The sequence below is a fragment of the Kitasatospora sp. NPDC114501 genome (assembly GCF_055633695.1).
In genome coordinates, this window is the sequence record NZ_JBVKDS010000002.1 from 364,848 (window position 1) to 377,302 (window position 12,455).

Consider the following 12,455-nt stretch of genomic DNA (forward strand, 5'->3'; position numbering starts at 1 on the left):
GAATTCGGCGGTCCGCTACGGCGACGGTCTTCACGGGCTTTTCCCAGGTGGCTCCCAGAACCTCGACGTACCGTGGCCACGACAACACCCGACCGGGCGGAATCCGCGGCGCGCGCCGGTACGTTGGGCACCTGGCGAGGAGCCGGTGGCTGCGGCGCGAGCGGAGGCGGCATGGCGGGACGCGGGCGGGGTGCCGACGGGTTCGGGACCGCGGGGGCGCCGTACGGGATGCTCCGCCTCGGGCTGCGCACCGGTGTCCTGGAGTGGCTGCTGGAACGGGTGCCGACACCCCGCAGGACACCCTTCACCCTCGGGTACCTCGCCGTCGTGGGAGCCACCACGACCTTCGCGAAGGTCGCCGATCCGGAACTCGTCCAGCGGTTGCGGGAGGCCTCCAGTTCGGACGGGCACAACCTGCTCCAGCATCCTTTGCGCGCCCTTGTGCTGAGCGGGTTCTGGGTGGCCGGCGAGGTGTGGATGCCGTACCTGTGGGGATTCGCCCTCACCCTCGCCCCGCTGGAGCGCAGGGTCGGCCCGGCCCGGGCGGCGGCGGTGTTCGCGGCCGGGCACGTCGCGGCGACGCTGCTCTCCCAGGGGGTGGTGATCACCGCGGTGGAGACCGGGCGGATGGCGCCCGAGGTGATGGACCACCTGGACATCGGGGTCAGCTACGGCGTGCTCGCCTGCCTGGGCGCGGTGGCCGGGCTGCTCTCCTGGCAGGGGCGGCTGCTCGCGCTGGGCGGCGCCGGGCTGATGATCGCCGAGCAGATCGCCACCGACAAGGACGTGATCACCGGGGTGGGACACCCGGCCGCGGTGCTGACCGGGGTCGCGCTGTGGCGCTGGCTGCGCCGGGCCGAGCGGCGTCCGCCCCGGCCGCGTCCGGCCGCGGTGACGGCCACCGGCGGTGCGCCCGCGCGGGTGTGGACGGCGCGTTGACGGCGTCGCCCGGTCGGGGGTCTCCCGGGCTCGTGGATCGTGCGCCCAGGATTCCTCAAGGTGCGCCCGGTGTGCTTCCAGGACTTTTTTGACGGCGTCGGTCGCGGCACCTTCCGGGGCGATTCGTGTTCGCTCACGGCGAACTGAGGGCCGGGAACATCCGGCCGCCGTCAGGCCTTAGTCAGGTCGACTCAAGTTCACTGACTAGGGAGAGATCATGGCATCGTCGTCCACACCGCTCACCCTGCCCGTGCTGCCGCTCGACGACGAGGTCGTCCTGCCGGGCATGGTGGTCCCGCTGGACCTGAAGGACACCGAGGTGCGCGCCGCGGTCGAGGCCGCCCGGGCCGCCGCCGGCACCGGCAAGCCGCAGGTCCTGCTGGTCCCGCGGGTGGACGGCTCGTACGCCGCGGCCGGCACGCTGGCCACCGTCGAGCAGGTCGGCCGACTGGCCGACGGCGACCCGGCCGCGCTGGTGCGCGCCGTGCGCCGGGTCCGGATCGGCGTCGGCACCACCGGCCCCGGCGCCGCCCTCTGGGTGGAGACCACGCCGTTCCGGGAGTCCTCGGTGGGCACCCCGGTGGCCGGCCGGGCCGCCGAGCTGGTCAAGGAGTACAAGGCGCTGTCCACCCAGTGGCTGCGCCGGCGCGGCGCCTGGCAGATCGTCGACCGGGTGGCGCAGATCGAGGGCGTCGGCGAGCTCGCCGACAACATCGGCTACGCGCCCTTCGTCACCGCCGAGCAGAAGCTCAAGGTGCTGCTGGAGGCCGACCAGGTCGCCCGACTGGAGTACGCGCTCAGCCTGCTGCGCGACCACCTCGCCGAGGAGGAGGTCAACGACACCATCCGCAAGGACGTCGAGGAGGGCGTGGCCAAGCAGCAGAAGGAGTTCCTGCTCCGCCGCCAGCTGGAGGCCGTCCGCAAGGAGCTGGCCGAGCTGAACGGCGAGGCGGCCGACGAGGAGGGCGACTACCGCGCCCGGGTCGAGGCCGCCGACCTGCCCGAGAAGGTCCGCGAGGCCGCGCTCAAGGAGGTCGACAAGCTGGAGCGCGCCTCCGACCAGTCGCCCGAGGGCTCCTGGATCCGCACCTGGCTGGACACCGTCCTGGAGCTGCCCTGGAACGAGCGCACCGAGGACGAGTACGACATCGCCGGCGCCCGCGCGGTGCTGGACGCCGACCACGCCGGGCTGGCCGACGTGAAGGAGCGGATCGTCGAGTACCTGGCCGTCCGCAAGCGCCGGGCCGACCAGGGGCTCGGGCTGGTCGGCGGCCGCCGGGGCGGCGCGGTGCTGGCCCTGGTCGGCCCGCCCGGCGTCGGCAAGACCTCGCTCGGCGAGTCGGTGGCCCGCGCCATGGGCCGGAAGTTCGTCCGGGTCGCGCTCGGCGGAGTCCGGGACGAGGCGGAGATCCGCGGCCACCGGCGCACCTACGTCGGCGCGCTGCCCGGCCGGCTGGTGCGGGCGATCAAGGAGGCCGGCTCGATGAACCCGGTCGTCCTGCTGGACGAGATCGACAAGGTCGGTTCCGACTACCGGGGCGACCCGGCCGCCGCCCTGCTGGAGGTGCTGGACCCGGCGCAGAACCACACCTTCCGGGACCACTACCTGGAGGTCGAGCTCGACCTCTCCGACGTCGTCTTCCTCGCCACCGCCAACGTGCTGGAGGCCATCCCCGAGCCGCTGCTCGACCGGATGGAGCTGGTCCGGCTGGACGGCTACACCGAGGACGAGAAGGTCGTCATCGCCCGCGACCACCTGCTCCCGCGCCAGCTGGAGAAGGCCGGTCTGGCCGGTGGAGAGGTCACCGTGGACGAGCCGGCGCTGCGCAGGCTCGCCGGGGAGTACACCCGGGAGGCGGGCGTGCGCACCCTGGAGCGCTCGATCGCCCGGGTGCTGCGCAAGATCGCCGCACAGGCCGAGCTGGGCGAGCGCGAGCTGCCCGCCGCGGTCGGCGCGGACGACCTGCGCGCCCTGATCGGCCGGCCGCACCACGTGCCGGAGTCCGCCCAGGAGCCGGCCGAGCGCCGCACCGCCGTCCCCGGCGTGGCCACCGGCCTCGCGGTGACGGGTGCCGGCGGCGACGTCCTCTACATCGAGGCCTCGCTGGCCGACGCCGAGACCGGCGGCACCGGGCTGACCCTCACCGGGCAGCTGGGCGACGTGATGAAGGAGTCCGCGCACATCGCGCTCTCCTACCTGCGCTCGCGCGGGGCCGAGCTGGAGCTGCCGGTCACCTCGCTGCGGGACCGCGGCGTGCACCTGCACATCCCGGCCGGGGCCATCCCCAAGGACGGGCCGAGCGCCGGCATCACCATGACCACCGCGCTGGCCTCGCTGCTCTCCGGCCGCAAGGTGCGCACCGACGTGGCGATGACCGGCGAGGTGTCGCTGACCGGGCGGGTGCTGCCGATCGGCGGGGTGAAGCAGAAGCTGCTCGCCGCCGACCGGGCCGGGATCACCACGGTGATCATCCCCAGGCGCAACGAGGCCGACCTGGACGACGTCCCGGCCGAGGTGCTGGAGCGGCTCACCGTCCACCCGGTGGCGGACGTGCGGGAGGTGCTGGAGCTGGCGCTGGAGCCGGCCGCGGCCTCGGTGCTGGTGGCCGCCTGACCGGTCGCCCCGCGGGTCGCCGGCGACCCGCGGGGCCGCCGGCGGCGGCCTGGAGGGCCGGCGGCATCCCCGCGTGCGAGACTGCGGAGATGCCGTCCCCCACGCAGCGCGCCCTGGCGCGGGTGCCCGACCGGCTGCGCCCCTTCCTGGTGCGGCACCGCCGGCTGGTGAAGTTCCTGCTGGTCGGGAGCGGCTGCTTTGTGCTCACCACGGTGGTCAACTTCGAGCTCAAGTTCACCGTGCTGGAGCACAAGCCGGTGGTCGCGCTGACCGTCGCCACCGTGCTCGGCACCGTCGTCTCGTACGTGCTGAACCGGCGGTGGGCCTTCCGGGCCGCCGGCCGGCAGCGTGAGGTGCTGATGTTCGTCCTGGTCAGCGCGGTGGCGGTGGGCGTCAACGACGTACCGCTGGTGGTCTCCCGGTACCTGCTGGACCTGCGCGAGCCGTACGTCGGCGCCTTCCAGCAGGAGGTCGCGGACTTCCTCAGCGGGATGGTCCTCGGCACCTTCACGGCGATGCTGTTCCGCTACTGGGCGATGCGGCGGTGGGTCTTCGCCCCGGTCGGGCCCGTTTCGGTGCCGACGGCGGCGCCCCCGGAAGCCGGTTACGCTGCACCCGAGATGCCACGGGATGTGCCGTAAAGGGGCGAGGTGAGCCTTATGCACGAGCCGGACCCCGTCCGGACCGGGCCCGCCAGCCAGCAGGGGATGCGCCGGGCCAACCTGGCCCTGGTGCTCGGGACGATCGCCGACGGACCGCGCTCGCGCGCCGAGGTCGCCGCCGGGACCGGGCTGACCAGGGCCGCCGTCTCCTCGCTCGCCGAACAGCTGATCGCCGCCGGCCTGGTGGTCGAGGAGGGCCCCGCCGCGCCCAGCGGCAAGGTCGGCCGTCCCGGCACCGCGCTCGGCCTCAACCCGGCCGGGCCCGGCGGCCTCGGCGCCGAGATCGGGGTGCGGCACCTGGGCGCCTGCGTGGTCGACCTGCGCGGGGAGGTCCGGGCCTGGCGCCGCCGGGAGGTCTCCAACCACGGCCGCGAGCCCGCCGCCGTGCTGGCCGAGCTCGCCGACCTGCTGCACGGGGCCGTCACCGAGTCGGGGCTGCGCCCGGCCGGACTCACCCTGGCCGTGCCCGGGCTGGTCGGCGGCTCCGGCGGGGTGCTCCAGCGGGCCGCCAACCTGGGCTGGCGGGACGTCCCGCTGGCCGCCGCACTGCGCCCGGCGCTGCGGGCGGCCGGGGGAGGCCTGGGCGAGCTGCCGATCGAGGCGGACAACGAGGCCAACCTCGGCGGACTGGCCGAGCGCTGGCTGGGCGAGGGCCCGGAGGACTTCCTGTACGTCTCCGCCGAGGCCGGGGTCGGCGCCGCGATCGTGGTCGGCGGCCGGCTGCTGCGCGGGGCGGGCGGCTTCGCCGGGGAGTTCGGCCACGTGCCGGTCCACCCCGACGGACCGGGCTGCGCCTGCGGGGCGCGGGGCTGCCTGGAGCAGTACGCGGGCGAGGCGGCGGTGCTGCGGGCGGCCGGCCTGACCGGCGCCCGGGGTGACTGGGTGACGCTGCTCGCCGACCGTGCCGAAGCCGGGGACGCGGGCGCCCTCGCGGCGCTGGCCGGGGCCGGCGCCGCGCTCGGCACCGCGGCCGCCGGCGCGGTCAACCTGCTGGATCCGGCCCGGGTGGTGCTGGGCGGCGGCTACGCCCGGCTGGCGCCCTGGCTGCTGCCCGCGATGCGGGCCGAGCTGGCCGCCCGGGTGGCGGTGCGGCCGTGGGCCGAGGACCGGCTGACGGTCTCCCGGCTGGGCCGCCGGGGCCCGCTGCTGGGCGCGGCGGTGCGGGTCGTCCGGGCCATCGTGGCCGACCCGGGGCCGCTCGGGTAGGCCGTTCCGGGACCGCCCGGGTAGGCCGTTCCGGGACCGCCCGGGAGGAACGGCCGGGCGGCACAGGAACGGCCCGGGCTCCTCCGTCCGGACGGCCCCGGAACGCGCCCGAGCCCCCGGCCGTGGGGGCCGGGGGCTCGGGCGACGGTCGGTTGCGGGCGGCTCAGGCCTCGACGGAGACCGGCTCGCCGCCCCGGGAGCGCCGCACGACGGCCAGCAGCGCGACACCGATGCCGATCAGCGCCCAGACCACCATGACCAGGATCGGCAGCCCCAGGTTGGAGGAGCCGAAGTAGGCGACCGACTTGGCCGCGCTGGTGCCGGCGCCGTTCGGGATCCAGGAGCTGATCGCCCGCCAGAACGGCGGCATCATCGGCGCCGGGTAGACCCCGCCCGCACTCGGGTTGCCGAGCACGACGAAGACCAGCACCGCGAGGCCGATGCCGACGACGTCGAACAGGCACTGGAGCGCCATGGTGAAGGCGCCGACCGCGAACACCACCAGCGCGCCGACGGCGCTCAGGCCGAGGATCGAGCCCGGCAGCGCGTCCAGCACCGGCCCGGCGATCAGCGTGCCGAGCAGGCCGGCACCGATCGAGTACACCGCGAGCACGCCGAGGCGGATCAGCAGGCGGTGGACGTTGGCCGGCTTGGAGCCCGCGCTGATGCCCAGGATGGAGGCGACCAGGTAGCCGCCGACGCACCAGCCGATGACCAGGTAGAAGGCGGACAGGCCGTTGGTGTCGCCCTCGGCGAGCGGCAGCACGTCCTGGACCTTCACAGTGCGGCCCTGGCTCTGGTCGATCGAGGTGGTGATGGTCTCGGCGGCCTTGGCCGCGGACGGGCCGCGGGCGCCGCCGACCAGCAGGGTGTCCTGGGTGCCGGCCGGGTCCACGACCAGCGCCGCGTAGATCTTCTGGTCCTTGATCTGCCGGGTCGCCGTCTCGGCGTCCGGCGCGGTGACGGCCCTGACGGCGTCGTTCGGCACCGACTCCAGCGCGCCGACCAGCTTGGGGGTGACCTGCGGCGGGGCGACCACCGCGATGGAGAGGTTCTGCGGTGCCGGCTTGTGCAGCGCACCGATGTAGGAGGCGATGAAGCCGAGCTGGAGCAGCAGCACGCCGATCACGAGCAGTGCCGCGCGCGGGGTGACCGCGTTCTTCAGTTCGGCGAGGAAACCCTGCTCCGGGGCTGCCATCCACATCTCCTTGCGTAATGGGGAAAAACGGTCCTTCAGAACCGATACTTCATACCATGAAGTAGTTGGGTTGTCGCACCTCCCGCGCCGGACCGCGGCGCGTGTCGCTGCGCGATACTGGCGCGGTGAGTGACGAGGAAGCCCTGGTGGCGGTGGAGCGCGAGGTCGCGCTGATGTTCCGGCGGGGCCGGGCCAGAGTGGCGGAACTCTCACGGCGGGTGCACCCCGGGCTGGAGGGGATGGCGTACAGCCTGCTCGGCTACATCGAGCAGGCCGGGCCGGTGCGGGTGACCGACGTCGGCGTGCACTTCTCGGTCGGCAAGGCGACGGTGAGCCGGCAGATCCGGACGCTGGAGGAGCTGGGCCTGGTGGCCCGGGAGACCGACCCGCTGGACCGCCGGGCCGCGCTGGTCTCGCTCACCGAGGACGGCCGACGGCGCTACCTGGGCGCCCACGACGCCCGGATGCGGCGGGTGCGCGAGGTGATGGGCGGCTGGTCACCGGAGGACGTGACCCGCTTCGCCGAGCTGCTGCACCGCTTCAACGACGTGCTGGAGGAGCCGCCGGCCGAGTGATCCGGGGGTCGTCGGCGCGGTGCCCGCGGTCCGCGGGGGCGGGCTTTACTTTCCCTTGAAGAAAGTTGCCTAATTCAACCATCCCGTCTTATGGTTGCTTACGGCAACGAACTTTCATGATCCGCGTATCCCGCACGCCTCGCCGAAGGACCCAGATGACCGTGACCACCGAGGCCGCGAGCGGAACCGCCGCCGCGACCGACAGTCCACAGATGACGCACCGGCAGGTGATGGAGGCCCTCTCCGGCCTGCTGCTCGGCCTCTTCGTGGCCGTGCTCTCCTCGACCGTCGTCTCCAACGCCCTCCCGCACATCCTGGCCGACCTGCACGGCGGCCAGTCCGCGTACACCTGGGTGATCACCGCCGCCCTGCTCAGCCTCACCGCCTCCACCCCGATCTGGGGCAAGCTCTCCGACCTCGTCAGCAAGAAGCTGCTGCTCCAGATCGCCCTGGTGATCTACATCGGCACCTCGGCACTGGCCGGTCTCTCGCAGAACACCGGCGAGCTGATCGCCTGCCGCGCGCTCCAGGGCATCGGCGCCGGCGGCGTCGTGGCGCTCGGCCAGATCTGCCTGGCCGCGATGGTCCCGGCGCGCGAGCGCGGCCGGTACAGCGGCTACTTCGGCGCCGTCTTCGCGCTCGCCACCATCGGCGGACCGCTGATCGGCGGCGTCATCGTGGACACCCCCTGGCTGGGCTGGCGCTGGTGCTTCTACGTCGGCATCCCGTTCGCGCTGATCGCGATCCTGGTGGTGCAGCGCACCCTCAAGCTGCCGGTGGTCAAGCGCCGGGCGAAGATCGACTACCTGGGCGCGGTGGTCATCACCGCCTCGGTCAGCCTGCTGATGATCTGGATCACCCTGGCCGGCAAGAACTACGCCTGGCTGTCCTGGCAGACCGCGGCCATGGTCGGCGGCGGCCTGCTGCTGGGCGTCCTGGCCGTCGTGATCGAGCACCGCGCGGCCGAGCCGATCATCCCGCCGAGCCTCTTCAAGTACCGCACCGTCACCCTGGCCGCGCTGGCCAGCGTGCTGGTCGGCGTCGGGATGTACGGCGCGACCACCTTCCTCAGCCAGTACTTCCAGCTGGCCCGCGCCAAGTCCCCGACCGTGGCCGGCCTGATGACCCTGCCGATGATCCTCGGCCTGGCGGTCTCCTCCGCGGTGGCCGGCCGGCTGATCACCAAGTACGGCAGGTGGAAGGCCTACCTGGTCTCCGGCACCGCGCTGCTCGCCGTCGGCTTCGGCCTGCTCGGCACCGCCCGGGCCGACACCGACTACGTGCTGCTCTCCGTCTACATGGCGATCACCGGCGTCGGCCTCGGCCTGACCAGCCAGAACCTGGTGCTCGCGGTGCAGAACACGGTGCCCCGGCACGAGCTCGGCGCGGCCAGCTCGGTGGTCACCTTCTTCCGCACCATGGGCGGCGCGATGGGCGTCTCCGCGCTCGGCGCGCTGATGACCAACAAGGTCGGCCACTACCTGGCCGAGAACCTGGCCGCGGCGCACGTCCCGGCGTCGCCCGCGGCGTCCGGCGGCGGCATCCCGGACCTGTCGAAGCTGCCGGCCCCGATCGTGCCGCTGGTGACGGACGCCTTCGGCCACGGCGTCGGCACCGTCTTCCTGTGGGCCGCCCCGTTCGCGGCGCTGGCCTTCGTCACCGTGCTCTTCATCCGGGAGACCGTGCTGAAGACCACCACCCAGGAGGGCTGACCGGCCGGCGGGACCGGTCGGCCGCCGGGATACGCGAAACGGGCCGGGGAGTGTGGAGACACTCCCCGGCCCGTTGCCGTGCGCGCGGTGCGCGATGCGGTGCGGGTGGCGGACGCGGCGGCTACTTGCCGGCGATCAGCGACAGTCCGTAGAGGACGGCCCCGCCGCACAGGGCGAAGCAGACACAGGCGCCGGCCAGGGCGAGCCTGCCGCCGCCCGCGGTCCCGGTGGCGGCCCCGCCCTCGGCGGCGGCGCTCACCGCGGCCTCGCGGCGGGACAGCGCCAGGATGCCGAGCGCGAAGGCGGCGACCACGGCGACGGTGATGCCGAAGCTGGCCCCGGCGGTCTGGGCCAGGGCGTTCCACTTGATGTGCATGGTGAGTGCTCCTCAGCCCGAGGCGCTCAGGCCGCGACCGTGGTCGAGGCGGGGGTGGGGGTGTTCACGGCCGCGGTCGGTGCGACCTCGACCGGGGTGATGTCGACGTCGTTGACGTTGTCCGCGCCGACCGGCTGGCGGCGGGAGATCAGCCACATCGCGGCCGCGCCGGCCACCAGCAGGACGCCGACCAGGGCGACGCCCCAGCTGCCCTGCTCGGCCAGCAGGGCAGCGCCGCCGGAGACCACCGCGGCGGCCGGCAGGGTCAGGCCCCAGGTGTAGACCATGCGGCGGACCAGGCTCCAGCGCAGCTCGCCCTTCGGGCCGCCGAGGCCGGCGCCCATGATGCCTCCGGAGCAGACCTGGGTGGTGGAGAGGCCGAAGCCCATGTGCGAGGACGTCAGGATGACGGTGGCGGCGGCCGACTCGGAGGCGAAGCCCTGCGGCGGGCGGATGTCCGCCAGGCCCTTGCCCATCGAGCGGATGATCCGCCAGCCGCCCATGTAGGTGCCGAGCGCGATCGCGGCGCCCGCGGAGACGATCACCCAGGTGGGGGGCAGCGCGCCGTGCGGCAGGGCGCCGACCGAGACCAGGGTCAGGGTGATGATGCCCATCGTCTTCTGGGCGTCGTTGGTGCCGTGGGCGAGCGAGATCAGCGAGGAGGAGAAGACCTGGCCGGTCTTGAAGCCCTTCTCGGTGGTCGCGGCGTTGCCCTTGCGGGTGATCGCGTAGGCCAGCTTGGTGGCCCCCCAGGAGGCCAGTCCGGCGACGAACGGGGAGGCGACGGCCGGGATGAGGATCTTGGTGACCACGGTGTCGAAGTTGACGCCGTTCATGCCGACGCCGACGATCGTGGCGCCGATCAGGCCGCCGTACAGGGCGTGCGACGAACTGGACGGCAGGCCGCGCAGCCAGGTCAGCAGGTTCCAGAGGATCGCTCCGGCCAGTGCGGCGAAGATGATCTCGGGATGGACGCCGGCCTTCTCGTTGACGATGCCGCCGGAGATGGTGGTGGCGACCTTCACGGACAGGAACGCGCCGGCGAAGTTGAGCAGGGCCGCGATGGTGACCGCGACCTTCGGACGAAGGGCCCCGGTCGCGATCGCGGTGGCGGCCGCGTTGGCGGTGTCGTGGAACCCGTTGGTGAAGTCGAAGGCGAGCGCCGTGATGATCACAACGGCCACCAGGAACGAGATGTGTTCCATACCCAAACAATCGTCGTAGTTGTCGCACCGGACGTTGATGACTGTCGCGACCGTAGGTCCGCTTGGTAAACGGAAGGTGAACTGGGCCGGGAATCGTGGTTCCGTCGGTTGACTCGCGGTGACCGTCGGCTTTCACAAGGGTGACCTCGGGCGCCCTGAACTGGAGATTAGCGAAGAAGATGGCGGTTCGACCCGGTTTGCTGAGAGCTGACTCACAGGCCGGTCGAGAATTAACCTCCCGGTCCGCCCGCGCCCTGTTTCCGGCGAGTAACCCGTGGGAGGATCTGCGGGATCCGGGAAGCCGGGACAGGGGCAGTGCGCGGCGGGGAGGACCAGCCATGGGCGGGGCGGTACAGGGAACGGAGACGGCCCGGATACGGCCCTGGGTGCGGGCGGCGCTGCGCTGCGGAGCCGTCCTCGCGGTCGCGTCCCTCGCCCTGCCGACGGGCGCCCAGGCCGCCTGGGCCGCACCCGACCCGGGCACCGGGCAGGTCGTCGCGGACCCGCTCGCCGCCGCCAAGGCCACCCTCGGCCCGCTGCTGGACCAGCTGCACGCGCTCTACCAGAGCGCCGAGGCCGCCACCGAGCAGTACAACGGCGCCGTCGCCAAGGTGGCGGAGCAGCAGACCTCGCTCACCGACCTCCAGGGCCGGCTGGAGCGCCAGCAGAAGCAGGTCGACGCCGGCACCGACATCGCCTCGCAGCTCGCCGCCGCGCAGTACCGCAACGGGGCCGCCTCGGCCTACGCCGAGCTGCTGCTCTCCAAGGACCCGTACGAGGCGGTCGTCATCGCCGAGCTGCTCGCCTCGGCCAGCCGCTCGCAGTCGGAGTTCCTGGACAGGCTGAAGAGCGACCGGGACGCGCTGGACGGGCTGAAGAAGCAGACCGAGGAGGCGCTGACGACCTCCCGGACGCTGGTCGCCCAGCAGGACGCGGCCAAGGCCAAGGCGGCCGCCGACCTCGCCGGCGTCGAGCAGATGGTCTCCTCGCTGACCGGCGCCCAGCGGGCCGAGCTGGAGCAGTTGGAGAAGGCCAAGGCGGACGAGGCGCAGCTCGCGTTCCTCGCCTCCGGGGCGCTCGGCAAGGGGGAGCGCACGCCCTCCCTCCAGGGGCGTGCGGCCATCACCTTCGCGCTGGCGCAGGTGGGCAAGCCGTACCTCTGGGGCGGCACCGGCCCCGACGCCTACGACTGCTCGGGCCTCACCTCGCAGGCCTGGCTGCACGCCGGCAGGCCGATCCCGCGCACCAGCCAGGAGCAGTGGGCGCAGCTGCCGCACGTGGCGCTCGACCAGCTGCGGCCCGGCGACCTGGTGGTGTACTTCCAGGACGCCTCGCACATCGGGATGTACATCGGCGGCGGGCTGATCGTGCAGGCGCCGCGGCCCGGGGCCTTCATCAAGATCTCGCCGATCGGCTCGATGCCGATCCTCGGCGCCGTCCGGCCGGACCCGTCCGGCGCGGCGGACGAGGCCGGCGGCACCTGGAAGGTGCCCGACCTCCCGGCGGGCTGGGACTCCGTCACGCCGATCGTGCCGAGCCCGGCCGGCCAGGTGCCGGCCGCGCCGGCCCCGGGCGGTGCGGTGACGCCGCCCGTGCCGGGCACGCCGACCGGGACGCCGGGCACCCCGGACGGGACCGGCACGCCGACCGACCCGGGCACGCCGACCTCCACCCCGACCGGCACGCCGACCACCACGCCGACCACCACGCCGACCGGGACCCCGACCGGGACGGGCACCCCGACCCCGACCGGCACGCCGGGCACCCCGAGCGGGACCGGCACGCCCACCCCGACCGGGACGGGCACCCCGACGGGGAGCCCGAGCGGCACCGGCTCGGCGAGCGCCTCGGCCCCGGGCACCGCCACGGCCACGCTGCCGCTGGGCACGCCGACGCACTGACCGGGCCCTGCGGAGAACATGAGGAGGCCGCCCCGCGTCCGGTGACGCGGGGCGGCCTCCGTGCTGC

At 73.7% G+C, this 12,455-nt stretch carries 10 protein-coding genes; 7 read left to right on the forward strand and 3 right to left on the reverse strand.

The features are described from left to right. Nucleotides 1-171 precede the first annotated feature (171 nt). The 4 genes from ACZ7RU_RS05135 to ACZ7RU_RS05150 all read left to right on the forward strand — a co-directional run bounded on the left by ACZ7RU_RS05135 (nt 172) and on the right by ACZ7RU_RS05150 (nt 5,421). A complete protein-coding gene (locus ACZ7RU_RS05135) occupies nt 172-939 on the forward strand; it encodes a rhomboid-like protein (RefSeq protein WP_470339562.1) in 768 nt (255 codons plus the stop codon). Nucleotides 940-1,156: 217 nt separating this feature from the next. Then, the gene (gene lon, locus ACZ7RU_RS05140; RefSeq protein WP_470339563.1) at nt 1,157-3,553 is read left to right on the forward strand and encodes an endopeptidase La; all 2,397 of its coding nucleotides are present in this window, start codon (nt 1,157-1,159) and stop codon (nt 3,551-3,553) included. Between the two features lie 89 nt (nt 3,554-3,642). Next, nucleotides 3,643-4,194: a GtrA family protein gene (locus ACZ7RU_RS05145; RefSeq protein ID WP_470339564.1), complete on the forward strand. Its 552-nt coding sequence runs from the start codon at nt 3,643-3,645 to the stop codon at nt 4,192-4,194. Nucleotides 4,195-4,212: 18 nt separating this feature from the next. Beyond that, nucleotides 4,213-5,421: an ROK family transcriptional regulator gene (locus ACZ7RU_RS05150; RefSeq protein ID WP_470339565.1), complete on the forward strand. Its 1,209-nt coding sequence runs from the start codon at nt 4,213-4,215 to the stop codon at nt 5,419-5,421. 163 nt (nt 5,422-5,584) lie between these two features. On the opposite strand, the gene ACZ7RU_RS05155 is transcribed toward ACZ7RU_RS05150, so the two are convergent. Further along, a complete protein-coding gene (locus ACZ7RU_RS05155; protein ID WP_470339566.1) occupies nt 5,585-6,619 on the reverse strand; it encodes an ABC transporter permease in 1,035 nt (344 codons plus the stop codon). 125 nt (nt 6,620-6,744) lie between these two features. Between ACZ7RU_RS05155 and ACZ7RU_RS05160 the strand changes: the two genes are divergently transcribed. Both ACZ7RU_RS05160 and ACZ7RU_RS05165 read left to right on the forward strand, forming a co-directional pair. Next, entirely contained in the window at nt 6,745-7,194 is a 450-nt protein-coding gene (locus ACZ7RU_RS05160) for a MarR family winged helix-turn-helix transcriptional regulator (protein WP_470339567.1), read from the forward strand. Between the two features lie 212 nt (nt 7,195-7,406). Then, nucleotides 7,407-8,906, forward strand: a complete 1,500-nt coding sequence (locus ACZ7RU_RS05165) for an MDR family MFS transporter (protein ID WP_470339762.1) — start codon at nt 7,407-7,409, stop codon at nt 8,904-8,906. Between the two features lie 121 nt (nt 8,907-9,027). On the opposite strand, the gene ACZ7RU_RS05170 is transcribed toward ACZ7RU_RS05165, so the two are convergent. Both ACZ7RU_RS05170 and ACZ7RU_RS05175 read right to left on the reverse strand, forming a co-directional pair. Continuing rightward, nucleotides 9,028-9,282: a hypothetical protein gene (locus tag ACZ7RU_RS05170; protein ID WP_470339568.1), complete on the reverse strand. Its 255-nt coding sequence runs from the start codon at nt 9,280-9,282 to the stop codon at nt 9,028-9,030. 26 nt (nt 9,283-9,308) lie between these two features. After that, nucleotides 9,309-10,487, reverse strand: a complete 1,179-nt coding sequence (locus ACZ7RU_RS05175) for an inorganic phosphate transporter (RefSeq protein ID WP_470339569.1) — start codon at nt 10,485-10,487, stop codon at nt 9,309-9,311. A gap of 338 nt (nt 10,488-10,825) precedes the next feature. On the opposite strand from ACZ7RU_RS05175, the gene ACZ7RU_RS05180 reads away from it, so the two are divergent. Further along, nucleotides 10,826-12,388, forward strand: a complete 1,563-nt coding sequence (locus tag ACZ7RU_RS05180) for a C40 family peptidase (protein ID WP_470339570.1) — start codon at nt 10,826-10,828, stop codon at nt 12,386-12,388. Nucleotides 12,389-12,455: the final 67 nt, after the last annotated feature.